29 protein-coding genes are annotated in these 25,505 nt (G+C 60.5%); 10 read left to right on the top strand and 19 right to left on the bottom strand.

Annotated features, from left to right (window positions below):
* Positions 1-13: 13 nt before the first annotated feature.
* A complete protein-coding gene (locus ACEN8E_RS27975) occupies positions 14-559 on the bottom strand; it encodes a twin-arginine translocation pathway signal protein (RefSeq protein ID WP_495590637.1) in 546 nt (181 codons plus the stop codon).
* A gap of 28 nt (positions 560-587) precedes the next feature.
* A complete protein-coding gene (locus ACEN8E_RS27970; RefSeq protein WP_495590636.1) occupies positions 588-2,018 on the bottom strand; it encodes a coniferyl aldehyde dehydrogenase in 1,431 nt (476 codons plus the stop codon).
* Positions 2,019-2,163: 145 nt separating this feature from the next.
* Here ACEN8E_RS27970 and ACEN8E_RS27965 point away from each other — a divergent pair, with 145 nt between their 5' ends.
* Both ACEN8E_RS27965 and ACEN8E_RS27960 read left to right on the top strand, forming a co-directional pair.
* Positions 2,164-2,835 carry a TetR/AcrR family transcriptional regulator gene (locus ACEN8E_RS27965; RefSeq protein WP_495590635.1) on the top strand — a complete coding sequence of 224 codons (672 nt, stop codon included), beginning with the start codon at positions 2,164-2,166 and terminating at the stop codon, positions 2,833-2,835.
* Between the two features lie 34 nt (positions 2,836-2,869).
* A complete protein-coding gene (locus ACEN8E_RS27960) occupies positions 2,870-3,724 on the top strand; it encodes a sulfurtransferase (RefSeq protein ID WP_495590634.1) in 855 nt (284 codons plus the stop codon).
* A 35-nt stretch (positions 3,725-3,759) separates the two neighbouring features.
* On the opposite strand, the gene ACEN8E_RS27955 is transcribed toward ACEN8E_RS27960, so the two are convergent.
* The 6 genes from ACEN8E_RS27955 to ACEN8E_RS27930 all read right to left on the bottom strand — a co-directional run bounded on the left by ACEN8E_RS27955 (position 3,760) and on the right by ACEN8E_RS27930 (position 10,609).
* Positions 3,760-4,599 carry an AraC family transcriptional regulator gene (locus ACEN8E_RS27955; protein ID WP_495590633.1) on the bottom strand — a complete coding sequence of 280 codons (840 nt, stop codon included), beginning with the start codon at positions 4,597-4,599 and terminating at the stop codon, positions 3,760-3,762.
* A 3-nt stretch (positions 4,600-4,602) separates the two neighbouring features.
* Entirely contained in the window at positions 4,603-5,589 is a 987-nt protein-coding gene (locus ACEN8E_RS27950) for a hydrolase (protein ID WP_495590632.1), read from the bottom strand.
* Positions 5,590-5,782: 193 nt separating this feature from the next.
* On the bottom strand, positions 5,783-7,021 hold the full coding sequence (locus ACEN8E_RS27945; RefSeq protein ID WP_495590631.1) for a M16 family metallopeptidase: 1,239 nt from the start codon (positions 7,019-7,021) through the stop codon (positions 5,783-5,785).
* Positions 7,022-7,162: 141 nt separating this feature from the next.
* Positions 7,163-7,771 carry a 16S rRNA (guanine(966)-N(2))-methyltransferase RsmD gene (gene rsmD / locus ACEN8E_RS27940; RefSeq protein WP_495590630.1) on the bottom strand — a complete coding sequence of 203 codons (609 nt, stop codon included), beginning with the start codon at positions 7,769-7,771 and terminating at the stop codon, positions 7,163-7,165.
* Positions 7,771-9,261 carry a M16 family metallopeptidase gene (locus ACEN8E_RS27935; RefSeq protein WP_495590629.1) on the bottom strand — a complete coding sequence of 497 codons (1,491 nt, stop codon included), beginning with the start codon at positions 9,259-9,261 and terminating at the stop codon, positions 7,771-7,773. The genes rsmD and ACEN8E_RS27935 overlap by 1 nt, the downstream gene beginning before the upstream one ends.
* The gene (locus ACEN8E_RS27930; protein ID WP_495590628.1) at positions 9,254-10,609 is read right to left on the bottom strand and encodes a M16 family metallopeptidase; all 1,356 of its coding nucleotides are present in this window, start codon (positions 10,607-10,609) and stop codon (positions 9,254-9,256) included. The genes ACEN8E_RS27935 and ACEN8E_RS27930 overlap by 8 nt, the downstream gene beginning before the upstream one ends.
* Before the next feature lie 343 nt (positions 10,610-10,952).
* Here ACEN8E_RS27930 and ftsY point away from each other — a divergent pair, with 343 nt between their 5' ends.
* From ftsY to rpoH, 4 genes are all read left to right on the top strand, one after another.
* Positions 10,953-12,440, top strand: coding sequence for a signal recognition particle-docking protein FtsY (ftsY, locus tag ACEN8E_RS27925; protein WP_495590627.1), 1,488 nt, complete (start codon positions 10,953-10,955; stop codon positions 12,438-12,440).
* Positions 12,437-13,108 (top strand): cell division ATP-binding protein FtsE, encoded by a 672-nt coding sequence (gene ftsE / locus ACEN8E_RS27920; protein WP_007975383.1) that lies wholly within the window; start codon positions 12,437-12,439, stop codon positions 13,106-13,108. The genes ftsY and ftsE overlap by 4 nt, the downstream gene beginning before the upstream one ends.
* Positions 13,105-14,127: a permease-like cell division protein FtsX gene (gene ftsX / locus ACEN8E_RS27915; RefSeq protein WP_429366882.1), complete on the top strand. Its 1,023-nt coding sequence runs from the start codon at positions 13,105-13,107 to the stop codon at positions 14,125-14,127. Before ftsE ends, ftsX begins: the two co-directional genes overlap by 4 nt.
* Before the next feature lie 120 nt (positions 14,128-14,247).
* Positions 14,248-15,102, top strand: a complete 855-nt coding sequence (gene rpoH, locus ACEN8E_RS27910; protein ID WP_007975386.1) for an RNA polymerase sigma factor RpoH — start codon at positions 14,248-14,250, stop codon at positions 15,100-15,102.
* A gap of 213 nt (positions 15,103-15,315) precedes the next feature.
* Here rpoH and mtgA read toward each other — a convergent pair whose 3' ends face one another.
* Positions 15,316-16,038, bottom strand: coding sequence for a monofunctional biosynthetic peptidoglycan transglycosylase (gene mtgA / locus ACEN8E_RS27905; RefSeq protein ID WP_495590626.1), 723 nt, complete (start codon positions 16,036-16,038; stop codon positions 15,316-15,318).
* A 74-nt stretch (positions 16,039-16,112) separates the two neighbouring features.
* Here mtgA and ACEN8E_RS27900 point away from each other — a divergent pair, with 74 nt between their 5' ends.
* The 4 genes from ACEN8E_RS27900 to trmB all read left to right on the top strand — a co-directional run bounded on the left by ACEN8E_RS27900 (position 16,113) and on the right by trmB (position 18,355).
* Positions 16,113-16,493 carry a DUF423 domain-containing protein gene (locus ACEN8E_RS27900; RefSeq protein WP_495590625.1) on the top strand — a complete coding sequence of 127 codons (381 nt, stop codon included), beginning with the start codon at positions 16,113-16,115 and terminating at the stop codon, positions 16,491-16,493.
* Positions 16,494-16,564: 71 nt separating this feature from the next.
* Positions 16,565-16,765, top strand: a complete 201-nt coding sequence (thiS, locus tag ACEN8E_RS27895) for a sulfur carrier protein ThiS (RefSeq protein WP_162130286.1) — start codon at positions 16,565-16,567, stop codon at positions 16,763-16,765.
* 60 nt (positions 16,766-16,825) lie between these two features.
* Positions 16,826-17,620, top strand: coding sequence for a thiazole synthase (locus ACEN8E_RS27890; protein ID WP_008019974.1), 795 nt, complete (start codon positions 16,826-16,828; stop codon positions 17,618-17,620).
* Positions 17,621-17,629: 9 nt separating this feature from the next.
* A complete protein-coding gene (trmB, locus tag ACEN8E_RS27885) occupies positions 17,630-18,355 on the top strand; it encodes a tRNA (guanosine(46)-N7)-methyltransferase TrmB (RefSeq protein ID WP_495590624.1) in 726 nt (241 codons plus the stop codon).
* Positions 18,356-18,496: 141 nt separating this feature from the next.
* On the opposite strand, the gene ACEN8E_RS27880 is transcribed toward trmB, so the two are convergent.
* The 10 genes from ACEN8E_RS27880 to ACEN8E_RS27835 all read right to left on the bottom strand — a co-directional run bounded on the left by ACEN8E_RS27880 (position 18,497) and on the right by ACEN8E_RS27835 (position 25,496).
* Positions 18,497-18,820 (bottom strand): DUF3392 domain-containing protein, encoded by a 324-nt coding sequence (locus ACEN8E_RS27880; protein WP_008019970.1) that lies wholly within the window; start codon positions 18,818-18,820, stop codon positions 18,497-18,499.
* Positions 18,821-18,829: 9 nt separating this feature from the next.
* Positions 18,830-20,035: a radical SAM family heme chaperone HemW gene (hemW, locus tag ACEN8E_RS27875; RefSeq protein WP_495590623.1), complete on the bottom strand. Its 1,206-nt coding sequence runs from the start codon at positions 20,033-20,035 to the stop codon at positions 18,830-18,832.
* A complete protein-coding gene (rdgB, locus tag ACEN8E_RS27870) occupies positions 20,032-20,628 on the bottom strand; it encodes an RdgB/HAM1 family non-canonical purine NTP pyrophosphatase (protein WP_495590622.1) in 597 nt (198 codons plus the stop codon). Before rdgB ends, hemW begins: the two co-directional genes overlap by 4 nt.
* A complete protein-coding gene (locus tag ACEN8E_RS27865) occupies positions 20,625-21,059 on the bottom strand; it encodes a DUF4426 domain-containing protein (protein ID WP_495590621.1) in 435 nt (144 codons plus the stop codon). Before ACEN8E_RS27865 ends, rdgB begins: the two co-directional genes overlap by 4 nt.
* Positions 21,060-21,085: 26 nt before the next feature.
* Complete coding sequence (gene metW / locus ACEN8E_RS27860; protein WP_223456686.1) at positions 21,086-21,706, bottom strand: methionine biosynthesis protein MetW; 621 nt, start codon at positions 21,704-21,706, stop codon at positions 21,086-21,088.
* Positions 21,707-21,713: 7 nt separating this feature from the next.
* Positions 21,714-22,853, bottom strand: a complete 1,140-nt coding sequence (gene metX, locus ACEN8E_RS27855) for a homoserine O-succinyltransferase MetX (RefSeq protein ID WP_085716370.1) — start codon at positions 22,851-22,853, stop codon at positions 21,714-21,716.
* A gap of 182 nt (positions 22,854-23,035) precedes the next feature.
* Positions 23,036-23,332 carry a DUF167 domain-containing protein gene (locus ACEN8E_RS27850; RefSeq protein ID WP_495590620.1) on the bottom strand — a complete coding sequence of 99 codons (297 nt, stop codon included), beginning with the start codon at positions 23,330-23,332 and terminating at the stop codon, positions 23,036-23,038.
* On the bottom strand, positions 23,332-23,919 hold the full coding sequence (locus tag ACEN8E_RS27845; RefSeq protein WP_495590619.1) for a YggT family protein: 588 nt from the start codon (positions 23,917-23,919) through the stop codon (positions 23,332-23,334). The genes ACEN8E_RS27850 and ACEN8E_RS27845 overlap by 1 nt, the downstream gene beginning before the upstream one ends.
* A 24-nt stretch (positions 23,920-23,943) precedes the next feature.
* Positions 23,944-24,762: a pyrroline-5-carboxylate reductase gene (gene proC / locus ACEN8E_RS27840; RefSeq protein ID WP_495590618.1), complete on the bottom strand. Its 819-nt coding sequence runs from the start codon at positions 24,760-24,762 to the stop codon at positions 23,944-23,946.
* A gap of 35 nt (positions 24,763-24,797) precedes the next feature.
* Positions 24,798-25,496 (bottom strand): YggS family pyridoxal phosphate-dependent enzyme, encoded by a 699-nt coding sequence (locus tag ACEN8E_RS27835; protein WP_495590617.1) that lies wholly within the window; start codon positions 25,494-25,496, stop codon positions 24,798-24,800.
* Positions 25,497-25,505: the final 9 nt, after the last annotated feature.

Raw genomic sequence — 25,505 nt, 5'->3', positions numbered from 1 at the left:
CAGCGATGCGGTCTTAAACAGTCGGCGGCCCGGGATAGCCGCAATGCGCCCACGATTCCTTGCGCCCGTACCAGGCCATCATCACCAGTTGCAGCAAGGAGCTGTGGCCCATGCGCAACAGGCTCAACGAGCTGTTTTCCCAGCGATCGAGAAAATGCCGGATATCGTCGGCGCTGGCGTTTTCCCAGCTGCCCCATATTCCGGTCAGCGGTCCGCGAGTCACGGCCATGCCCAGCACATCGAACAGTTGTCGGGTCAGCTTGAGCATTTCCGGCGACAGGTGGGCGAGGCTGTAATCCAGGCTTTTCAGTGTGCTTTCAACAGCCTCGGGCATCCGCTCGGAGGTCACCGCACCCTCGAGCATGACCGGAATCAATGCCCGCAAAAACAGCAGGTCGCCGCTGCGTAACGTGGTGAAACCACTGGCCGGGACGCTCGACGAGCAGCCGCTGAGGCTGGCTCCGAGCCCGGCGGTGGCGAGGAACGCTGTGGCGCCGAGGCTGAATTTAAGCAACCCGCGCCGTGACAGCGCGGGTGATTCGGACAGGCTTTGGTTCATTATTGTTATTACCTGACGGTGGCGATTGTTAGCGGATGAACAGCTTCTGGATCAGCTTCTGGATGGATTTGCCGTACGGCGGGTAGATCAGCTTCGCCGCGTTGAACCGCTGTTTGATCAATACGCCCTTGGCCTTGCTGAACGTCAGGAAGCCTTCATGGCCGTGGTAATGGCCCATGCCCGAGGCGCCGATGCCGCCGAACGGCATATCGTCCTGGGCGACGTGTAGCAGCGTGTCGTTCAGGCACACGCCGCCGGAATGGGTTTCGTGCAGCACGCGTTGCTGTTCGCGCTTGTCGTAGCCGAAGTAATACAGCGCCAGTGGGCGAGGGCGCTGGTTGATGTAGGCAAAGGCCTGGTCCAGATCCTTGTACGGCACGATCGGCAACAGTGGCCCGAAGATTTCGTCCTGCATCACCGTCATGTCGTCAGTGACATTGAGCAGCAGGCTATGGCTCATGCGGCGGCCCTGGCCCTGGTCGAACAGCGGCATCAGCAGCGCACCCTTGCTGGTGGCGTCGCTGACGTAACCGTTGAGGCGCGCCAGTTGTCGTTCATTGATGATCGCGGTGTAGTCCGGGTTGTCGGCCAGCGTCGGATAAAACCCGCGGACAGCGCTGCGATAGGCTTCGACAAAGCTTCCGATGCGATCCTCCGGCACCAGCACATAGTCCGGGGCTACGCAGGTCTGGCCGGCGTTCAGGGTCTTGCCGAAGGCGATACGCTCGGCGGCATCCTTGAGCGGTACGTCGCGAGAAACGATGGCCGGGGATTTACCGCCCAGCTCCAGGGTCACCGGGGTCAGGTTTTCCGCGGCGGCGCGCATCACGTGCTTGCCAATGCTGGTGGCGCCGGTGAACAGCAGGTGATCGAACGGCAGGCGTGAAAACGCCACGCCCATGTCAGCCTCGCCCAGGACCACGCAAACCAGGTCTTCGGGGAAGACTCGCGCCAGCAGTTGCTTCAGCAGCAGGCCGGTCGCGGGCGTTGACTCACTGAGCTTGAGCATCACCCGGTTGCCCGCCGACAGCGCGCCGACCAACGGGCCGATGGCCAGGTACAGCGGGTAGTTCCACGGCACGATGATCCCGACCACGCCCAGCGGCTGGTAAACCACTTTCGCCGAAGCCGGCTGGAAGGCAACACCGACCTTGCGCCGTGAAGCGCGCATCCAGCCCTTGAGGTGGCGGCTGGCGTAATGGATGCCGTGCAGGCTGGGCATCAGTTCGGCGAGCAGGGTTTCATCGGCGCTGCGATGGCTGAAGTCCTGGCTGATCGCATCGATCAGGGCCTGGCGTTCATTGCTCAATAAATCCTTGAGCGCCTTGAGCCATTGCTGACGCTGCGCAGCGGGTGGCATCGGGTTGGCGGCGTATGCGGCACGCTGGGCGACAAACAGGGCCTGAAGCTCTTCCAGCGGCTGCTGAAGGTTCTGCATGTAGGAAATGTCAGCAGTCATGGTCGGCTCCGGATTTATTGTAATGAAGCACTTTTTAGAGTCTATGCTCTAAAAAGTCAAATGACATCCTGGAACAGCTTTGTTTTATCCGCCGGCGGATAGATCTAAGATGCCCGTCAACGCACTCTGAATTAAAGCTCAAGCCATGGCCCCACGGATCAAAACCAGCGAGCGCATCGTGCAGAACAGCCTGGAGCTGTTCAATCAACAGGGCGAGCGCAGCATCAGCACCAACCACATTGCTGCCCACATGGAAATTTCCCCGGGCAACCTGTACTACCACTTCCCGAACAAGCAGGCGATCATCGCCGTGCTGTTCAGCGAGTACGAAAGCCTGGTGGACAGCTTCCTGCGCCCGCCCCAGGGCCGTGCCGCCACGGTGGAAGACAAGCGCTTCTACCTCAAGGAGCTGCTGTCGGCGATGTGGCGCTACCGGTTTCTGCATCGAGATCTCGAACATTTGCTCGACAGTGATGCGGACCTGGCCGACCGCTATCGACGCTTCTCCCAGCGCTGCCTGATCCAGGGTGCGGCGATCTACGAAGGTTTTGTCGCCGCCGGCATCCTGAAGATGGACAAGGTGCAGATCGAGTCCCTGACGCTCAATGCCTGGATCATCCTCACGTCCTGGGTGCGTTTCCTGTGCACCACGCGGGAGAACGCCAGCCACTTGAGCGAACAAGCAATTAAACGCGGGGTGTATCAGGTGCTGGTGCTGGAAGCCGGGTTTGTCACGGATCTGGCCCGCGATGCGGTCAACGCCTTGTTCGAAGAGTTTTACGTCCCCCTGGCCCAGGCGCTTGAGGAAGTGTCGTAGGATCGAAAGCCGATAAACATCACTGGAGCCCGCTATGCCCATTGCGCAACTGATCAGCCCGCAAGCACTGGACCTGAAAAAGGACCAGCCGGGGCTGGTGATTCTGGATTGTCGTTTCGCCCTCGAAGACCCGGATTATGGCCATCGCAGCTATGCCGAAGGGCACATCGCCGGTTCGAGCTATGCCGACCTTGAGCGGGATCTGAGTGGCGCCGTGGTCAAAGGTGTGTCCGGGCGTCATCCGTTACCCGAGCCGGCGCAGTTGATCGAGCGCCTGCAAGCCTGGGGCATCAATGCCGAAAGCGAAGTGGTTCTGTATGACGACGGTCCGGGTGCCTATGCGGCGCGGGCCTGGTGGTTGCTGGCATGGCTGGGCAAACGCGACGGTGTATTCATTCTCGATGGCGGTCTCAAGGCCTGGCATGCGGCCGGTTTGCCACTGAGCCTTGATGCGCCGGCAATCGTCCGTGGCTCCTTCACCGGCAGTCCTGACAAGGCGTTGCTGATCAGTGCCGAGCAGCTGCAAAAACGCCTCGCCCGACCGGAACTGACCCTGCTCGATGCTCGTGCATTGCCGCGTTTCAAGGGCGAAGTGGAGCCGATCGATCCGGTAGCCGGGCACATTCCCGGTGCCCAGTGCGCGGCGTTTACCGACAATCTGGGCAGTGACGGGCGCTTCCTGCCGGCCGATCAGCTCAAACAGCGCTTCGCCGCCAAACTGGGTGATCGCTCACCAAATGATCTGGTGGCGTACTGTGGTTCCGGCGTGACGGCGTGCCACAACCTGTTTGCGTTGTGCCTGGCCGGTTATCCGTTGGCTTCGTTGTATGCCGGGTCGTGGAGCGAATGGATCAACGAGCCTGCGCGGGGCATCGCCACCGGCGAATAAACACACCACATAACCCTGTGGGATTTTTGTTGCCATCAAGATCCGGGTAGCTTCCGCGCGCTGCGATACGCTCCCGGGCCAACCCCATATACCTGCTTGAACTGCCGACTCAGATGGCTCTGGTCGGCAAACCCCAGTTGCGTTGCGACTTCCAGCGGCAAACAACCACTTTGCAATAACCCTCGCGCCCGGGCGATGCGCTGCTGCATCAGCCAGGTGTGTGGCGGCATGCCGGTGGCCCGGCGGAACACCCGGGCGAAATGGAAAGGCGAAAGGTTGACCGCCGCCGCCAGCGTCTCCAGTGAGGGCGGTGCTGCCAGTTGCGCGTGCAGCAATTCCTTGGCCAGGCTCACGGCCCGATGTTCCTTGCCGGGTTTGCCGACATCGGGGACTGCCGCGTGACGTTGTAACAGCGACAGCATCAGCTCGCGCCAGGCGGTTTGCTGTTGCAGTGCGGTGGCTGGGCTTTCCAGCAAGCGGTGCAATTGACAGAAGCCGCTCACCAGATCCTGGTCGCGATACAGCGTGGCGCCAAAGGCTGGCGGGTTGTGGGTCGGCAGTTCGAGTTCGGCCAACAGCGAGAGTATCTGTTCGCTGTCCGGATAAAACGCCCGGTACAGCCAGCCGTCCTCGGTACCTTTGTGACCGGTGTGCAGTTCATCGGGGTTGATCAGCACCAGCGTGCCGCTGCCCGCCAGGTGTTCGGCGCCGCGATAGCGATAACGCTGGGCGCCGGCCATGATCATGCCGATCACATAGCCGTCATGCACATGGGGGGCGAAGCGATGATCGATGTAGCGGGCGGACAGCAACTCGACCCCGGCCAGTGGCGGGGTTTGCCAGAAGTGGATCGACTCGCCCTGGTCCGCGTCCATGATTCAAGGGCGCCCGATGGCGGCCAGCCACTCGGGGATGCGCCGTTCCAGGTAGTAACCCGGTTGCTTGAGCGTGCCGTCGACGAAGCCGACATGCCCGCCCTTGGCTTGCAGTTCGAATTGCGTGCAAGCGGACAACTCATCGACGTGCGGCAGGCTGTGGGGAAACACGAAGGGGTCGTCGGCGGCCTGAATCATCAAGGTCGGCGTACGAATTTCGCCGAGGAAATAGCGGCTGGAAGCTCGGCGATAGTAATCCTCGGCATCGGTGAAACCGTTCAGCGGCGCGGTTACCCGGCCATCGAAATCCCAGAACGTGCGCATGTTCTCCAGTGATCCGAGGGCTGCCAGGGCTGCCAGGCCATCCTCGCGTCCGTCGTGCTGGAACTGTCGCTGCTTGTTCTTGATATAGGCGACCATCTCGCGCATGAAGTGCGCTTGGTAAACCCTGGAGAAGCCTTGGCCGATACGGTCGGCGCACTGGTCCAGACGGAACGGTACCGACACCGCCACGGCGCCCGTTACGCCACTGTCGCTGCCGGTTTCGCCCAAGTGCTTGAGCAAAACATTGCCACCCAGTGAGTAACCCACCGCATACAGTGGTGCGAGAGGCCGTTTGGCCCGCAAGTGTCTGATGGTTTCGGCCAGGTCTTCACTGGCGCCGGAATGGTAGCTGCGCGGCAGCAGGTTGGGTTCGCCGGAGCAACCGCGCCAGTTCAACGCGACGCTGGCCCAGCCCCGATCGCCCAGGGCTTTTTGCATACCGGCCACGTAGGGCGAGTTCGACGAGCCGGTGAGCCCGTGCAACACCAGCACCAAAGGCGCGTCGGCGCTGTGCGGGCCGTGCCAGTCCAGATCGAGAAAATCGCCATCTTCAAGCCACAGGCGTTCGCGTTCACGGCCGATGTGCACGGTTTTACGCCACAGCGGCCCCCACAAGGTTTGCAAGTGCGGGTTGCCGAGGCCGAAGGCGGGGGTGAACGTTTCCATGGGGGTGGGAAGTCGAGAGAGGTGATGGTTGAAGCACCGATCGTAGCATTGCTGAATACCTGGTGCCCCCAAGCAAGCGTGGCTCGCTTGCTTGGGGGCACAAACAGTTTGGGGCTGTGAGCGGTGCAGACTCGGCAACCCCTTGGTTCACTGCTTGCCATTCAGCGGCAGTCTTGAAAATTGAACAGCAGCGTTATTCCAGCGAACCTTCCATTGGGAAAATATGTGCTGTTGTCATTCGCTGCTCTGTGAAGTAAGTGTTGGCGAAGTCTTGAATGTCCTTGGCTGTGACGCTCAGCAAGGCTTGGTATTCCTGCGTCCTGTTACTCAGAGGCAGTTTTGAAAGATGATGAGTGGTGACGATGGCGGGCAAAATCAAAGGATTTTGCTCCCTTTCGGCCCATCGGGTGAGACGCTTTTCACGAGCCTGCTCCAAGGTTTGGGTGTCGATTGGATTTCCTTTTAGCTCATTTATGCAAGTGTACAGTCCACTTTCTAACTGACTTGGAGATTGATCCGCCGATTGCGCCGCGACGCTCAGGAAAAAAAGTCCCGCATTTTCGTAGCATCGTCCCGCTGCGACGCCCCAGCCATCTGGCATTAGCAGGAAGTAATCGGTCAGAAGTTCCGCGATGATGTTCAGGGCGCCGAAAGCCTTGGGGTTGTCATAGAAGAAGTTGTTGTCAGGCAAATTGAAGGCCATGACCGCAAAAGGCACTTTAGTGTTTTTGCGTAGTTCAATATGCCTCTTGCCCGGTTCCGAAGCCTCTTTGACGTAGTTGAAGGCCTCAAGAGGTCTATGCGGGATCGCAGAGAAATGCTGTTCTGCCAATTTCAAAACGTTCACGGCATTCACATTGCCGACAACGACCAGCGTTGCATTACAGGGCATGTACCAACGCTGATGCCATTGGCGCAATTGATTGAGATCAAGGCTTGAAAGGCTGGTTGGAGTGCCGTCGGTTTTGTTGGAATAACCACTGAGAGGATAAAATAGTTCTTTGATTTCCTGTGGTGTGCTGTAGTTGGATATAAAAACATCGGCTTCGGCTCGATAGCTGTTTCTTTGTTGTATTGCCGCCTGCAAAGCTGCATCAGTCATTTTTGGTGCTGCCATCAAGGCGGCGTGTTGGCTGAGTGCCTCATCTAAGCTGGAAGGTAGTACACGTTGTATATATGGCGTAAAGTCATTCCGATGAAGCGAGTTAAGTTGGTACTCACCGGGTGTTTCTGTGTTTTGATTGTCTCGGAGTAACACGCCGGCCAGCATGAGATTGATACCTGCATTTTCTGGTAGTTCGTTACAGCGACTAACTTTGTAGCTAAGTTCGATGTGAACGTCAGTGGCTTGACTGAGTTCGGCAGCAATGATTTTCAGGCCGTTGTCGAGAGTGAGCTCTTTTGTAGGCGTGGTGGGATATTTTATCTGCATGGTTTGCGAGTCCATTTGCGGTTATGCGAGTCATTTCGCTCGCCTACAATGCTCACAAGTATTGAATCTATCTAGGGTGAATATATTTCCCATTACGACTGTTGTGGAGATATCGGGTGGGGAATGCCCACCCGAACTTGTTTATGCGGAAGGGGTAGAGCTGCGCTGCCACAACGAGTAGTAGACGCGCCCGGATTTCTGCTCCCGGTGCAGGCGCCAGTTCTGCGGCAGGCCCAGGGTTGATGGCGCGGACTCGCTTTCGGTGTACACCCAGGCATCTTCGGCCAGCCATTGACGCTCTTCGAGCAGCTTGCAAACGGCGGGCAACAGGTTCTGGTTGAACGGCGGGTCGAGGAACACCAGGTCGTAGGCCGTTGCGGTCTGGGTTTCCAGATAGCGCAGGGCATCGGCGGTCTGGACCTGGCCGTTGGTGCAGCGCAGCGTGCCCAGGTGTTCCTTCAGGCTCGATACCGCAAGGCTACTGGCGTCCAGCGCCTGACCCATGGCCGCACCACGAGACAAGGCTTCGAGGAACAGCGCGCCGCTACCGGTGAACGGGTCGAGCACCTTGGCGCCCGGCACGTACGGCGCGAGCCAGTTGAACAGGGTTTCACGCACGCGGTCCGGCGTCGGGCGCAGGCCCGGGGCGTCGGGAAAGCTCAGCTTCCGGCTACGCCATTCGCCGCCGATGATGCGCAGCTGGTTCACGCCGTTATGGACGTTTTTTGCGGGTTTCTTTGGGCTGGCCATTAATGCTCCGGAACCCCGAGCGGTTGCTCGGAAGGTTTATCAGTAGGGGCCGGTAACGGCTGTTGCGGCACGGTCGGGCCAGCGCTGACGATGACCATTTTGTCCGTGCTCAGGTGTTTGTTCATGGCGGCTTTGACCTGCTCGACGGTCAAGCCCTGGGACTGTTGCATGAAGTCTTCCAGGTGGCTCAACGGCAGGTTGTAGAAACCGATGGCGCCCAGTTGGCCGACGATATCGGCGTTGCTGGCGGTGGACAGCGGGAAGCTGCCGGCCAGTTCGCGCTTGGCGTCGTCGAGCTCTTTTTCGGTCGGGCCGGTTTTAAGGTAGTCGGCCAGCACATCCTGCACCAGTTTGAGGGTGCCTTCGCTCATCTCGGCGCGGGTTTGCAGGTTGATCATGAACGGGCCACGTGCCTGCATCGGCGTGAAGCCCGAATACACGCCGTAAGTCAGGCCACGCTTCTCGCGTACTTCGCTCATCAGCCGGGTGCCGAAGCCGCCGCCACCGAGAATCTGGTTACCCATGGACAATGCCGCGTAGTCCGGGTCGTCGCGGTCGATGCCCAGTTGCGCGAGCATCAGGTTGGTCTGCTTGGATGGGAACTCGATATGGTTGACGCCAGCCTTGGGTTCGACAGGCTGCGCGATTTTCGGCAAGGCCGGGCCTTTGGGCAGGGCGCTGGAAACCTGTGCGGCAATCGCCTCGGCTTCTGTGCGGGACAGGTCACCGACCAGCGCGATCACCACGTTACCCGCTGCATAGGCTTTTTCGTGGAAGGCACGCAGTTGGGCCAGGGTAATCGTCGGTACGGATTTCGCCGTGCCGTCGCTGGAATGCGCGTACGGGTGATTACCGTACAAGCGGTTCATCAGTTCCAGGCTGGCCAGTTTGCCGGGGTTCTGTTTCTGGTATTCGAAACCGGCGAGCATCTGGTTCTTGATGCGGGTCAGCGAATCGGCAGGGAAAGTCGGCTTGCCGATGACTTCGGCGAACAGCTTCAGGGCCGGCTCGCGCTTGTCCCTGGCGCTCAGGCTGCGCAGTGAAGCGATGGCCATGTCCTTATAGGCACCGTTGCCGAAATCGGCGCCAAGGCCTTCGAAACCCTGGGCAATGGCACCGACGTCTTTGCCGGCCACGCCTTCGTTGAGCATGGCGTTGGTCAACAGCGCCAGGCCCGCCGTATCGCCGTCCTGGCTACTGCCGGCGGCGAAGATCAGGCGCATGTCGAACATCGGCAGCTCGTGGGCTTCGACAAACAGCACCCTGGTGCCTTCAGCGGTGTTCCAGGTCTGCACGTCGAGCTTGCGGTGGTCCGGTGCCTTGCCGTTGAGTTCGGTCAGCGATTGCAGTTTCTGGCTGGCCTTGGCCTTGTCCAGGGCTTCGCTGGCACTGGTTTGGCCAGGGCGTGACAAATAGAACGCAACGGAACCGATAACGATAACGGCGACCAGGCCGATCAGGGCCAGGCGGGAGGATTTACGCTCACTCATGAGTCGTCTCCAGAGGCAGTACATGGGCGACGCTGAGACGTTCGCGGGTGAAATACAGCTTGGCGGCTTTCTGGATGTCTTGCGGTGTCACGCTTTCCAGGTCGGCCAGCTCAGTGTCCATCAGCTTCCATGACAGGCCGACGGCTTCCAGTTGGCCGATGGCGGTGGCCTGGCTGGTGATCGAGTCGCGTTCGTAGACCAGGCCGGCAATGACCTGTGCGCGTACGCGTTCCAGCTCTTCGGCGGTAGGCGCCGTGGTTTTCAGTTGCTCGAGCAGCTTCCACAAGCCGGCTTGCGCCTGGGCGATGGTTTTGTGCTTCTGTGAGTTTGGTGATGCCGACAGGGTGAAGAGGCTGTCGCCACGGGTATAGGCGTCGTAACTCGACGAGCCGCCGGACACCAGTTCTTCTCCGCGCTCCAGCTGCGCCGGGATGCGCCCGCTGTAGCCGCCATCGAGCAGCGCCGAGATCAGGCGCAGGGCATTGACCAGGCGTCTGTCATCGGTGGTGGCAATGCTCGGCACGTTGAAGGCCAGCATCAGGCTTGGCAGTTGGGTCTGCACGTGCAGGGTGATCTGGCGCTCGCCGGGTTCGGCCAGTTCCAGCGGCTTTTTCGCGGCCGGCACATCACGCTTGGCAATCGGGCCGAAATAGCGCTGGGCCAAGGCCTTGACTTCGTCGGGCGTCACGTCGCCGACCACCACCAGCGTGGCGTTGTTCGGCACGTACCAGGTCTGGTACCAGTGGCGCAGTTCCTCGACGTTCATGCGCTCAAGGTCGGCCATCCAGCCGATGGTCGGTGTGTGATAGCCGCTGGCCGGGTAGGCCATGGCCTTGAAACGTTCGTAGGCCTTGGACATCGGCTTGTCGTCTGTGCGCAGGCGGCGCTCTTCCTTGATGACCTCGATTTCCTTGGCGAACTCGTCGGCCGGCAGGCGCAGGCTGGCCATGCGGTCGGCTTCCAGCTCGAAGGCTACGCCCAGGCGATCCCGGGCCAGCACCTGGTAGTACGCGGTGTAGTCGTCGCTGGTGAATGCATTTTCTTCGGCGCCGAGGTCGCGCAGGATCAGCGAGGCTTCGCCGGGGCCGACTTTCTCGCTGCCCTTGAACATCATGTGTTCCAGAGCGTGGGACAGGCCGGTATTGCCCGGTGTCTCGTAGCTGGAGCCGACCTTGTACCAGACTTGGGAAACCACCACGGGTGCACGGTGGTCTTCACGCACGACCACCTTCAGGCCATTGTCGAGGGTGAATTCGTGGGTGGGTTGCGGGTCGGCAGCCAAGGCCGAAAGGGGCAGGCAAACTGTGCTGAGCAGCAGGCCAGCGGCGCGGCGGGCAAGAGCATTCATTCGTTTTCAAACCTTTGGGGCTGCCCGCTTGTTCTTAGCGTCAGCGGGCGAGAGGGTGCTAGGATACTGATCCGTTTTAGCGGCGGCCACGCCTATCAGGCCTTTATGCTTGATCAGGTTGTATGGGTTTGCGACGGAAGGTGGATATTTATCAACTAAACTCTGCTTTTTCGCCGATTTTGCTGCTTTAGTCCTATGAGAAATCGATTTCTTGAGGCGCCGATGAGCACCTCGACAAAATGTTGCGCGTGAACAAGCTGGGTCAATCGCAGTCTGTTCTGCATCGAATATTTAATTGCCGGGGCGCCATTGGCGCGTCGCTACCGTGAGATAGCCGTCCTCCATGTTTGGTTCCAACGACGACAAGAAGACCCCAGCTGCGGCTGGCGAGAAGAAAAGCCTGTTCGGATGGCTGCGCAAAAAGCCGCAGGAACCCGCCGTCGAACAGCCACAACCCGTTCCTGAGCCAGCGCCTGTCGCGGCTCCGGTAATAGAACAAGCGCCCGCGCCTGTGGTCCTGCCGACTGCAGAGCCAGTACTGCAACCGCAGGCTGAGCCTGTCCGCGAAATCATCGGGCAGCCGCTGACCACCGCTACCGAACCATGGCTGACCTTGCCCGTGGCGGAAGAGGCGGTGGCGCTGGTCGAGAATGACCTGGCGCCCCATGTGACCCCGCCGATTCCTGCCCCGCCAGCGTTCACGCCGGCACCGGTCCATGCGCCTGTGGTCGAGCCGGTGGTGGCACCTGTCGTTGTGGCTGAGCCTGCACCTGCACCGGTTGTAACCGAGCCGGTTGCCCCGCCCGTCGTAGCCCCGGTAGTCCCGGTTGTTGCAGCAGTTTCTTCCGTCCCCGCTCCGGTTGAAACCCCGGCCGCGCCGGCACGCACCGAAGAAACCAAGGCCGGTTTCTTTGCCCGCCTCAAGCAGGGCCTGTCCAAGACCAGCGCCAGTATTGGCGAAGGCATGGCCAGCCTGTTTCTGGGCAAGAAGGTCATCGATGACGAGCTCCTTGAAGATCTCGAGACGCGCTTGCTGACCGCCGATGTCGGCGTAGAGGCCACGTCGGTGATCATTCAGCGCTTGACGCAGAAGGTCGCGCGCAAAGAGCTGGCCGACGCCGATGCCCTGTACAAATCCTTGCAAGCCGAGCTGGCCGCCATGCTCAAGCCTGTCGAGCAGCCGCTGAAAATCACCTCGCAGAACAAGCCGTTCGTGATTCTGGTCGTCGGTGTCAACGGTGCCGGCAAGACCACCACAATCGGCAAACTGGCGAAGAAACTGCAGCTGGAAGGCAAGAAAGTCATGCTGGCGGCGGGCGATACCTTCCGCGCGGCGGCGGTTGAGCAGTTGCAGGTCTGGGGTGAGCGCAACAAGATCCCGGTGATCGCGCAGCACACCGGCGCTGACTCGGCTTCGGTGATCTTCGACGCCGTGCAGGCCGCCAAGGCTCGTGGTATCGATGTGCTGATCGCCGACACCGCCGGCCGCCTGCACACCAAAGACAATCTGATGGAAGAGTTGAAAAAAGTTCGCCGAGTGATCGGCAAGCTCGATGCCGATGCACCGCACGAAGTGCTGCTGGTGCTCGACGCCGGCACCGGCCAGAACGCCATCAACCAGGCCAAGCAATTCAACCAGACCGTCGAACTGACTGGCCTGGCGCTGACCAAGCTCGACGGCACCGCAAAAGGCGGGGTGATTTTCGCCCTGGCCAAGCAATTCGGCCTGCCGATCCGCTACATCGGCGTCGGCGAAGGCATCGACGATTTGCGTACCTTTGAAGCAGAACCCTTTGTCCAGGCACTCTTTGCCGAGCGGGAGCGTTCATGATTCGTTTCGAACAGGTCGGTAAACGCTACCCGAACGGTCACGTCGGCTTGCATGAGCTGAGCTTTCGAGTCCGTCGTGGCGAGTTTCTGTTTGTCACCGGCCATTCCGGTGCCGGTAAATCCACCCTGTTGCGCCTGTTGTTGGCGATGGAGCGTCCGACCAGCGGCAAGTTGCTGCTCGCCGGGCAAGACCTGAGCACCATCAGCAACGCGCAGATACCTTTCCTGCGTCGGCAGATTGGCGTGGTGTTCCAGAATCACCAGTTGCTGTTCGATCGCACGGTGTTCAATAACGTCGCGTTGCCTTTGCAGATCCTGGGCCTGTCCAAGGCAGAGATCGCCAAGCGCGTGGACTCGGCACTGGAACGCGTGGCGCTGTCGGATAAAACCGATCTGTACCCGGGCGACCTGTCCACCGGTCAGCAACAGCGCGTCGGCATCGCCCGCGCCATCGTCCACCGTCCGGCCTTGCTGCTGGCGGACGAACCGACCGGTAACCTCGACCCGCGTCTGGCCGCCGAAATCATGGGTGTGTTCGAAGACATCAACCGTCTGGGTACCAGCGTGCTGATCGCCAGTCACGACCTGGCCCTGATCGCCCGCATGCGTCACCGCATGCTGACCCTGCAACGCGGCCGACTGATCGGCGACGGGGAGGCTGCCGTATGAGTGCAACACGTAGCCCCAAGGTTTCCGAGCGCGTGGCCCCGAAAGCCGCCGACCCGCAGCCGCAAAAGAAAAAACACGACGATGACGACGGGCCGGACTTCGCCACGTTGTTCCGTGCCTGGATCGAAAGCCACCGCGCGAGCCTGGTGGATAGTCTGCGGCGCTTGGGCAAACAACCCATCGGCAGTTTTTTCACCTGCATGGTGATGGCGGTGGCCCTGAGTTTGCCCATGGGCCTGTCACTTTTGCTAAGTAACGTCGAGCGTCTGGGTGGTTCCTGGCAGCGCGCGGCGCAGATTTCCCTGTATCTGGAAATCGAGGCGAGCCCGGCGCAAGGCGAAGCGTTGCGCGAGCAGATCAAGGGCATGCCTGGTGTCGCCGAGGCCGAATATGTTGGTCGGGAGCAGGCGCTGGAAGAGTTCCAGCAGCAGTCCGGCCTGGGCGAGGCGCTCAAGGAACTGCCGGAGAACCCGTTGCCGGGCGTGGTGTTGGTAACGCCGACCGAAGTCGACAAGCCGGCCCTTGAAGCATTAAGACAAAAACTTTCCGAGTTGCCGAAGGTACAGCAGGCGCAACTTGATTTAGTCTGGGTCGAGCGTCTGGCCGCCATCCTCAAGCTGGGCGACCGTTTTGTCTTCGGTCTGACCGTGCTTCTGGTTTCTGCATTACTTTTGGTGATAGGCAATACCATTCGTCTTCATATTGAAAACCGCCGCACAGAGATAGAAGTGATTAAACTGGTCGGCGGCACTGACAGCTATGTACGCAGGCCCTTTCTATATATGGGTGCGCTGTACGGCTTCGGTGCGGGGATTCTGTCTTGGGGCGTGCTCGCGTTTGGCCTGGATTGGCTGAACGATGCGGTGGTAGGGCTGGCCGGTTTGTACGGCAGCGACTTTGCGCTGGCTGGAGTGCCAGTTGCCGACGGTCTGTCTCTCTTGCTTGGCGCAGTGCTGTTGGGGTATATCGGTGCATGGATTGCAGTCGCACGCCACCTGAGGGAGCTTGCGCCTAAGTAGTATCATTTTGCTCGTATTGACCTTTCAGCGTTTATGGGTTTTAGGGAACTTGTCTTTCAGTTTCCGGTCAATTTTCGCAGTGCTGAACTGCACGAGTTTGTAAGTCGGAGGTTTTTTCGTATGACCAATTCTTTGCAACCTGCATATGCTCTGGTCCCGGGTGCGAACCTGGAGGCCTATGTGCACACCGTCAACAGCATTCCATTGCTGTCGCCGGAGCAGGAGCGTGAACTGGCCGAGAGTCTCTATTATGAGCAGGATTTGGGGGCGGCTCGGCAGATGGTGCTCGCCCACCTGCGTTTTGTCGTACATATCGCCCGTAGCTATTCCGGCTACGGCCTGGCTCAGGCTGACCTGATCCAGGAAGGCAACGTCGGCCTGATGAAGGCCGTGAAGCGCTTCAACCCGGAAATGGGCGTGCGCCTGGTGTCTTTTGCCGTGCACTGGATCAAGGCGGAAATCCACGAGTTCATCCTGCGCAACTGGCGCATCGTGAAAGTCGCGACCACCAAGGCCCAGCGCAAGCTGTTCTTCAATCTGCGCAGCCAGAAGAAACGTCTGGCCTGGTTGAATAACGAGGAAGTTCATCGGGTAGCGGAAAGCCTGGGTGTAGAGCCTCGGGAAGTGCGCGAGATGGAAAGTCGCCTGACTGGCCATGACATGGCCTTCGACCCGGCTGCCGAAGCGGACGACGACAGTGCATTCCAGTCGCCGGCCAACTATCTGGAAGACCACCGGTACGACCCGGCGCGTCAACTGGAGGACGCCGACTGGAGTGACAACTCCAACCACAACCTGCACGAAGCGCTGGAAGTGCTGGACGACCGCAGCCGTGACATCCTCTACCAGCGCTGGCTGGCGGAAGAAAAAGCCACGCTGCACGACCTGGCGCAGAAGTACAACGTGTCGGCCGAGCGTATTCGCCAACTCGAGAAGAGCGCAATGAACAAGCTCAAGTTGTCGATTGCCGCGTAACCGGCGAGCAGGCAATAAAAAAACGCCCCGATCATTGATCGGGGCGTTTTTGTTTGTGCCAATGAGCCCGCCCACCCCTTCAAGTCTAAACATACAAGCGAGCCTGCTCGCGAAAGGGCCAGGCCAGCCAGTATAAATGTTGAATGATCAACCGCTTTCGCGAGCAGGCTCGCTCCCACAAGGGTATTCAGTGTCCGGAAAAATCGTGATCGTTTATTGAGACCACGGCGCCCGGCGCGAATCGTTGAGCCCTGCCAGATAGCTTTCACCACCGAGCTGACTCATCTGCCGTCGTATCCAGCCTGCACGCCGTGCGACGTAAGAGGTCGGATGGCTGGCGCTCCAGACACGCGGGTTGGGCAACACGGCAGCCAGCAGGCTCGACTGCTGGCGGCTGAGACCTTTGGCGCTCACGCCAAAGTGATGCCGGGCTGCTGCCTCAGCACCAAACACTCCTTCATCCCACTCGACACTGTTGAGGTACACCTCAAGAATTCGCTGCTTGGGCCAGAGCACTTCAATCAACGCGGTAAACCAGGCCTCCAGGCCTTTGCGCAGCCAGCTGCGACCGGACCACAGGAACAGGTTTTTCGAGACTTGCTGGCTCAGGGTGCTGGCGCCACGGATCGAACCGCCGCGTTCGTTATGGGCAAACGCTGCCTGAATTGCGCCGATATCGAAGCCCCAGTGCTCGGAGAACTTCTGGTCTTCCCCGGCAATCACGGCGACCTTCAGGTCATCGGAGATCTCGTCCCAGGGTTTCCAGGTCCGTTGCAGGTCAATGGGTTCGCCATCGAACCAGGATTCGATCTTGCGCTCGGCCATCAGCGCCGTCCCCGGTGGCGGCACCACGCGAAAGATCAGCACCAGCAATACGCTGCCGCCCATGAACCAGAGCACGGCCTTGGTGAAAAGACGAAAATAGATACGCAGCATAGAGATGGCTTGGCCGAACCCGTTGAGCGGGCCATTATACAGACACTGTTGATCGAGTCTGACTGGAGTTCTGCATGCTGCGTGGCTTTCTGCTGCTGACCGCTTTTTTCGGCTTCACCGGTGTCGGCCTCGGGGCCTTTGCCGCCCACGGCCTGAAAAGCCGTCTGACCCCTGAATATCTGACGATTTTTCATACCGGCGTCACCTATCAGCTGGTGCACACCTTGGCGCTGCTGGGCGTGGCGCTGCTGGCCACGCAGATTCCCGGCCGCTTGCTCACCTGGGCCGGTGCGTCCTTTGCCGTTGGCATCCTGCTGTTCTCCGGCAGCCTGTACGTGCTCACGCTGACCGGTATCAGCAAGCTTGGCATCGTCACCCCGTTTGGCGGCCTGGCCTTCCTCGCGGGCTGGCTCTGCCTGGGCCTCGCCGCCTGGCGCTTGCCGCTGACCACTTGACGCTTATTGCTGACCTTTAGGTCACGATCGGGCTAGAATGCCTGCCCCAAAAAATGATGGCGGCATCCGGCATGCGCATTCAGTTGAACGGCGAATCCTTTGAACTGCCCGACGGTGAAACCGTTGCGGCCCTGCTGACCCGTCTGGACCTGACCGGACGCCGGGTGGCGGTCGAACTCAATCTGGATATCGTCCCGCGCAGCCAGCACGCAGACACCAGGTTGAACGACGGCGACAACGTCGAAGTCGTGCACGCCATTGGCGGCGGCTAACAGCCTCGGCCGAGTGGCCACAGAATTCTGCAAGAACCTCACCCCTACAGAGGATTTCCCATGAGCATCGTTCGTAGCGACAAGCCTTTCGTCCTGGCCGGTCGTACTTACCAGTCGCGTTTGCTGGTTGGTACCGGCAAGTACCGTGACATGGAAGAAACCCGCCAGGCCATCGAAGCCTCGGGTGCCGAAATCGTCACTTTCGCCGTGCGCCGCACCAACCTCGGGCAGATCGAAGGCGAGCCGAACCTGCTTGAAGTGTTGTCGCCGGATCGCTACACCTTCCTGCCGAACACCGCCGGTTGCTACGACGCTATCGAGGCCGTGCGCACCTGCCGCCTGGCCCGTGAGCTGCTCGATGGCCACAACCTGGTGAAGCTGGAAGTGCTGGCAGATCAGAAAACCCTGTTCCCCAACGTGATCGAAACCCTCAAGGCCGCTGAAACGCTGGTCAAGGAAGGCTTCGACGTGATGGTCTACACCAGTGACGATCCGATCATTGCCCGGCAACTGGCGGAAATCGGCTGCATCGCGGTCATGCCGCTGGCCGGTCTGATCGGTTCGGGCCTGGGGATCTGCAACCCGTACAACCTGCAGATCATCCTCGAAGAAGCGAAAATCCCGGTGCTGGTGGATGCCGGTGTCGGTACCGCTTCCGACGCCACCATCGCCATGGAGCTGGGTTGTGATGCGGTGCTGATGAACTCGGCCATCGCCCACGCCCAGCAGCCGGTCATGATGGCTGAAGCCATGAAACATGCGATCGTCGCAGGCCGCCTGGCCTACCTCGCCGGCCGCATGCCGAAAAAACTCTATGCCAGCGCCTCTTCGCCGCTGGATGGTCTGATCAAGTAAGAGCCATTGATGACTGAATCGAACGACACGCCTATCCAGACGGAAGAAGGCGACGAGCGCCAACACCGCCGTATCAAGAGTTTCGTGATGCGCGCCGGGCGCATGACCGAAGGCCAGCAACGCGGCCTGGAGCAGGGCGCGCCACTGTTCGTGCTGCCGCTGGCCGACGCGCCGGTGGATTTTGACCAGGTGTTCGGTCGCTCGGCACCACGCTCGCTGGAAATCGGTTTCGGCATGGGCCATTCGCTGCTGGAAATGGCAGCGGCGGCTCCGGATCAGGATTTCATCGGCGTCGAGGTTCACCGTCCGGGTGTCGGGGCGCTGCTCAATGGCGTGCTGACCCAGGGTTTGACCAACCTGCGGGTCTACGATTGCGACGCCATCGAAGTGCTCAACCGCTGCGTGGCCGATAACAGCCTCGATCGCCTGATGCTGTTTTTCCCGGACCCGTGGCACAAGAGCCGCCACCACAAGCGCCGTATCGTTCAGGCGTCCTTCGCTGAACTGGTGCGCAGCAAATTGAAGGTCGGCGGCATTCTGCACATGGCCACCGACTGGGAACCGTACGCCGAGTACATGCTGGAAGTGATGAATGTCGCGCCGGGTTACCGCAACCTGGCCGAAGACGGCAAGTGCGTGTCACGCCCGGCCGAGCGCCCGATCACCAAGTTCGAACGCCGTGGCGAACGTCTTGGGCATGGCGTGTGGGATCTGAAGTTCGAGAAGCAGTCCTAAACTTCACGCAATCCAAACTGTAGGAGCGAGCCTGCTCGCGATGAATCCGAGAGCGACGCGGGCATTCAGAATCCCTGCGTCATCGTTCACGACCATCGCGAGCAGGCTCGCTCCTACAGTGGTTTCGTGTTGGTCAAAAATTCAGCGGCGATCGGCGACCACGCCGATCAGCACCAGCACCACCAGCAGTACCGGCGCCAGGCTGTAGTTGTTGAACTGACTCAAGCCGCGCACGACCCATGGCGTGGCGTAGATCAGCGCCGCGCCACTGCCGATCATGCACAGCAGGGACATCAGTGGTACGCGCAAGGCGCCGGCGATGCTGCCCAGGCGCTGCTCGACCCAGCCTTTGAAATCCGCACCGAACAGCACCAGCAGGCAGCCCACCAGGGCCAGGGCGATTTCCGAGAGGTTGCTGCGGCTCCAGCGGGATACTGTGGCCAGCAGGTCGAGTATCAGATCCATTCGATTTCCTTATGTCAGAAATTTTTGCAGCAAGTCGTTGAGGAAGAGCTGTCCGCGCTCGGTGGCCACCAGACGTGACGGTTCGACCTGTAACAGGCCGCTTTGTTCTGCGTCGCGGCGACCTTCGGCCAAGCTGTCCAGCGTCATGCCCGTGCGTTCCGGGTACAGTCGCGATTCGACACCCTCGGTCAGACGCAGGGCGTTCATCAGGAACTCGAACGGCATCTCTTCATTGCTCAGCGTTTTCTCGCCGGCCTTGAAGCTTTTCGCCGGATTCAGGTAATCCTTCGGCAGGCGGGTCTTCCAGGTACGGATGATGCGCCCGTCCGGGTGGCTGAGCTTGCCGTGGGCGCCAGCACCGATGCCGATGAAGTCGCCAAAACTCCAGTAATTGAGGTTGTGTCGCGCCGGTCGACCGGGCAGGGCATAGGCCGAGACTTCGTATTGTGCGTAACCGTGTTCGGCCAGCAGCGCCTGTCCGGCTTCCTGGATGTCCCACAGCGTGTCGTCTTCCGGCAGCGTCGGCGGCTGGTTCCAGAACACCGTGTTCGGTTCCAGGGTCAGTTGATACCACGACAGGTGTGTCGGTTTCAGAGCGATGGCTGTGCGCAGGTCGGCCAAGGCATCGTCCAGGGACTGATTCGGCAAGCCATGCATCAAGTCCAGGTTGAAGTTGTCGAACCCGGCCTGCCGCGCCATGCCGGCAGCGCGTACCGCTTCGTCACCGTTGTGAATCCGTCCCAGGGCCTCGAGCTTTTCTTGCTGAAAGCTCTGGATGCCGATCGACAGGCGATTGATCCCCAGTTTCCGGTACGCCACGAACTTGTCTTGCTCGAACGTCCCCGGATTGGCTTCCAGGGTGATTTCGATGTCGCTGGCAAAGGGGATGCGTTGCTCAACACCCTTGAGCAATCGGCCCAGAGACTCGGCGCTGAACAGGCTTGGCGTGCCGCCACCGAAGAAGATCGAACTCAGCTCACGACCATGGACGGCGTGCAGGTCCTGATCGAGATCGGCGAGCAAGGCGTCGACATACTCTTCTTCCGGCAGCACAGGGCTGGCGGTGTGGGAGTTGAAGTCGCAATAAGGGCATTTGCGTACGCACCACGGGATGTGGATGTACAGCGCCAGGGGCGGCAGTACAGGCAAGGCCGCCCGGGGCGATTGCGCATCGCCGCCGAAAATCAGCGGCGACGCGGATGATTCAGAGGTCATTTCAATCCCAGACGCTGGCGCAGCAGATCCATTGCACGGGCGCGGTGGCTGATCTGGTTCTTGTCGCTCGGGCTCAACTCCGCGCTGGAGCAATCGCGCTCCGGCACCCAGAACAGCGGGTCGTAGCCGAAACCGTGTTCGCCGCTGGCCTGGGTCAGGATGCGTCCGTGCCACAAACCTTCGCAGAGGATCGGCAATGGATCATCGGCGTGGCGCACCAGTGCCAGCACGCAGACGAACTGCGCACTACGTTCGGCTTCAGGTACGTCTTTCAACACGTCGAGCAGCTTGGCGTTGTTCGCCGCATCGCCCTTGCCATCGGCATAACGCGCCGAGTAGATACCTGGCGCACCGCCAAGGAAATCCACCGCCAGCCCCGAATCGTCGGCCAGCGCCGGCAGGCCGGAAATGCGTGCGGCATTGCGGGCCTTGAGGATGGCGTTCTCGACGAACGACAGACCGGTTTCTTCAGGCTCGACGCTGCTGAACTCGCCGATCGAGCGCAGTTGCACCGACTCGCCGAGCATGGCCTGGAGTTCCTTGAGTTTGCCGGCGTTATGGCTGGCCAGTACGAGTTGGGTGAAATTCATCATTGGCCGGGGAAAAGCTCTTGTTGGAAACTGATGGTGTTGGTTTTGTCGCCGGTCTGCACCTTGATATCGAAGGTGCGGACTTCCTGCTGATCCACCGGATACTGTGCAATGTAGTAGATCGCGCCTTGTTCGGTGATCTGTTTGAATTGCAGTGGCACGGCTTGGCTGGTCAGGTCTTTGACCGAACCGCTCACCTGGGCCATCAGTGGTTTGCCTTCCTTGAGTACCGCAATGTTGATCACGCCCTGGTTCTTGCTGCGGATCAGTTCGGCGGACTTGGCAATGTCCGGAGTCAGGTAGGTGGAATTGAAGGTGTTGTAATGCACCGTCACGTCACCGAAGGTTTCCTTGCGCTCGCCCTTGATGACGTCGGCGGCCATGGCGGTAACGCTCAGGCAGGCAGTGAGTAGAAATAACGCTAGACGACCCATGATCGTTCTCCTTGAAATGGGGTGGATCAGACCGCGACCTTGTGGTCGGAAAGTCCCGGGCTGCTGACGCGGTAGATTCCGATCTCACCTAACAGATTAGGCCATAGCTTACTGGCCCACCCGTGCCGATGCTGTTGATCCACGGCAAGCCGATCAATGACCTTCGCTTCACGTTCGCGACACAAGGCTTCAAAGTCCGCGAAGGTGCAGAAGTGAATGTTGGGCGTGTTGTACCAGGTGTACGGCAGGAACTCGGAAACCGGCATCCGGCCCTTGCTCGCCAGGTACCAGCGGCAGCGCCAGTGACCGAAGTTGGGGAAGGTGATGATGCACTGGCGACCGACGCGCAGCATTTCTTCGAGGATCCTGTCCGGGTAGTGCACCGCTTGCAGCGCCTGGGTCATGACCACGATGTCGAAACTGTTGCTGGCAAAGTTGCCCAGGCCCTTGTCCAGGTCCTGTTCGATGACGTTGATGCCCTTGGCCACGCACTCGGCGATGTTGTCGGCATCGTTTTCCAGGCCGTAACCGGTGACCTGCTTGTTATCGCGCAGCCAGGTCAGCAGTTCGCCATCGCCGCACCCGAGGTCGAGCACGCGGCTGCCGGCGGGGATCCATTCCTGGATGATTTCCAGATCAGCTCTCATGGCTTTCTCACAACGTAATGCGGTTCATGTAATTGCCGAATGCCTGCAGATAGCGCGGGATCGGAATCAGGAAGGCGTCGTGGCCTTGCGGTGCGTCGATCTCGAGGTAGCAGACGTCCTTGCGCGCAGCCATCAGTGCATCCACCAGTTCCCGCGAGCGGGCCGGGGAGAAGCGCCAGTCGGTGGTGAACGACATCACGCAGAACTTGGCCTTGGCACCTTCAAAGGTTTTTGCCAGGTTATCGTCGAAGTTCGCCGCCGGATCGAAGTAATCGAGTGCTTTGGTCATCAACAGATAGGTGTTGGCATCGAAGCGCCCGGAGAACTCTTCGCCCTGATAACGCAGGTAGCTTTCAACCTGGAACTCGACGCTGTGGAAGTCGTAGTTGAGCTTCTCGCTCTTGAGCCCGCGGCCGAATTTCTCGCCCATGGAGTCGTCGGACAGGTAGGTGATGTGCCCGACCATCCGCGCCAGCATCAGGCCGCGCTTGGGGATCACGTTGTGTTCCTGGAACGAGCCGCCGTGGAACTCAGGGTCGGTGAGGATTGCCTGGCGCGCCACTTCGTTGAACGCGATGTTCTGTGCCGACAGCTTGGGGGCCGAGGCGATGGCCAGGCAGTGGCGGATGCGGTCAGGGTAGGTGATGCTCCATTGCATCGCCTGCATGCCGCCGAGGCTGCCGCCGATCACGGCCGCGAACTGGGCGATGCCGAGTCGATCTGCCAGGCGCGCCTGGCTGTGCACCCAATCCTCGACGGTCAGGACCGGGAAGTCGGCGCCGAACGGCTTGCCGGTTTCCGGGTTGATGCTGCTCGGGCCGGTGGAGCCGTTGCAGCCGCCGAGGTTGTTCAGGCTGACCACGAAGAACTTGTTGGTGTCGATTGGCTTGCCGGGGCCGATGCAGCTGTCCCACCAGCCGGGTTTGCGGTCGTCCGGGCTGTGATAGCCGGCGGCGTGGTGGTGCCCGGACAAGGCGTGGCAGATCAGCACGGCGTTGCTCGCCGTGGCATTCAGCGTGCCGTAGGTTTCGTAGATCAGGTCATAGGCCGGGAGCGAACGACCACAGGCCAAGGCCAGCGGCTCGCTGAAGTGCGCCACTTGCGGCGTCACCAGACCAACAGAATCGGGGGGAAAGGCAGCTGGCATCGACCCTGCTCTCATTGAAATGAGGCGTAAGTCTAAAGACCGCTGGGGTTAGCGGCAAGCAAAGGCCGGGCCTGATTTCATCCAGCCAGGTGGAGGTGCGGCATTCGCGAGCAGGCTCGCTCCCACAGGGGGTATGCATTCCAATGTGGGAGCGAGCCTGCTCGCGAAAAACGATGACGCGGTCAACCCGCCGGGCGCACCAGCCCGGGCAAATCCGGCAGCTTCTTCGGTGAGCAAATCCGCACCCGTTTCTGCCGGTTCAACTCGCCACTGATCAGGCTGACCTGGCTCTTGGATACGCCAAAGGCCTTGGCCAGAAAGGCCATCAGGTGTGCGTTGGCCTTGCCCTCGACTGGCGGCGCGGTCAGGCGGATCTTCAGGCGATCGCCGTGCAGCCCGCAGAAATCATCGCTACGGGCTGCCGGTTGCAGGTGACACTCCAGAATCAGGTCGTCACCGTCCCAGTGGAAGTAGCTCATCAGATCAGGCCGAGCAGGCCCTGTGGCATGAAGGCATAGTACGCAAGGCGCGGGATCAGCCAGCTTTGCAGCAACTGGAGCGCGATGAACGCGAAGATCGGCGAAATATCGAGGCCGCCCAGGTTCGGGATGATGCGGCGGAACGGGGCGAGTACCGGCTCGGTAATCTGCGTGACCAGCTCAGCCCCCGGGTTGTGGCTGCCCGGAGCAACCCAGGACAGGATCACGCTGATGATCATCGCGTAGAACAGCACATTCAAAAACAGCGAGAACAGGGCGATCACCGACCATGGCACCAACAGCAGCCAGTCAACCTCGAAACCTTTGAGCGTGAGGATGACCGCCATCAGCAGCATCTGCACGATCAGCGCCAGCACCAGCGACGACATGTCCAGCCCGAACATGCTCGGAATGAACCGGCGCAGCGGCTTGAGCAACGGTTGGGTGGCTTTGACGATGAACTGGCAGAGCGGATTGTAAAAATTCGCCCGAACCAGTTGCAGGATGAAACGCATTAGCACGATCAGCAGATACAGGCTGCCCAGGGTTTTAATGATGAAAACGGCAGCGTCGTTGAGTCCTAGCATTATTGAGTCCTTTGTAAGAGCTGATTAGCGGCCAAGTTGCTCAGCCATCTCGGCCGAGCGATGCGCTGCAGCGCCGAGTGCTTTTTCGACCAGGGCTTCAAAGCCATTGGCCTGGAACGACTTGATTGCAGCTTCCGTGGTGCCTGCAGGCGAGGTGACACGGCGGCGCAACTCGGCAGCGTCGACGTCGCTGGAGACCGCCATGTGTGCGGCGCCCAGTGCGGTTTGCAAGGTCAGTTGCGCGGCGATGTCCGCTGGCAGGCCGAGTTTCACGCCGGCGGCGGTCATGGCTTCGATCAGCAGGAAGAAATACGCCGGACCGGAGCCGGAAACGGCGGTGACGGCGTCCAGTTGCTGCTCTTCATTCAGCCATAGGGCGATACCGACCGCGGAAAGCAGTTCCTGGGCCTGCTGACGCTGTTCGGCTGACACTTCGTCTGTCGCGAACAGACCGCTCGCGCCCTGACGCACCAACGCCGGGGTGTTGGGCATGCAGCGTACGATCGGCTGGGCGCCGAGCCAGTTGTTCATGCTGGCGCAGGTGATGCCCGCGGCAATCGAAACCACCAGTTGATCGGGCTTGAGGCTTGGGCGCAGGGCTTCGCACACGGCTTTCATCGCCTGAGGCTTGACCGCGAGAACGACAACGTCGGCGCCATCGATGGCCTGGGCGTTGTCGGCGAAGGTTTCGATACCGTGTTCGGCACTCACGCGTGCGCGGGTTTCTTCGCCCGGATCGCTGGCGCGGATCTGTGCGGCTTCCAGACCCTTGGCCCGCAGGCCGCCGATCAGGCTGGCGGCCATGTTGCCGGCACCGATAAAGGCAATACGTGTCTTGCTCATGTCAGGTCCTTGTTCAGAAGTGTGCCGGCCATGGTTCATGGCTGGCCGTGCATTGGTGAAGGGCCGCGAGCGCCGAACAGGGCGGTGCCGATTCGGACCCAGGTGGCGCCCATGGCGATGGCCGACTCGAGGTCGTGGCTCATGCCCATGGAAAGTGTGTCGAGCGGCAGGTTCAGGCTGGCTTGCAGGCTTTGCACGGCAGCAAATGCGGCATCCTGGGCGGCGCGATCTTCAGTCGGCTCGGGGATCGCCATCAACCCGCGCAACTTCAAGCGCGGCAGGGCGTTGATCGCGTTGGCCAGGGCCGGCAGGTCGGCCGGGGTGCAACCGGATTTGCTGGCTTCACCGCTCACGTTGACCTGAATGCAGATGTTCAGCGGCGGCAAGTCGGCGGGACGTTGTTCGGACAGGCGTTGTGCGATTTTCAGACGATCCACGGAATGCACCCAGTCGAAGTGCTCGGCGATGGCACGAGTCTTGTTCGATTGAATGGGGCCGATGAAGTGCCAGATCAAGGGCAGGTCGGCCAGTTCGAGCTGCTTGCCCAGCGCTTCCTGCAGGTAGTTCTCGCCAAAATCGCGCAGGCCGGCGGCGTAGGCTTCACGCAGGTCTTGCGCGGGTTTGGTCTTGCTCACGGCCAACAGCTGGACGCAGTTTTCGGCGCGATTGGCGGCGAGTGTCGCGGCATGGATGCGCGAACTAACTTCGAGAATGTTGTCTGCTATGGTGGACATCAAGAGGCG

This window comes from Pseudomonas sp. Pseusp9 (genome assembly GCF_059491265.1).
The sequence above is the reverse complement of the archived record's forward strand: the minus strand, read 5'-3'. Positions and strand labels throughout refer to the sequence as shown.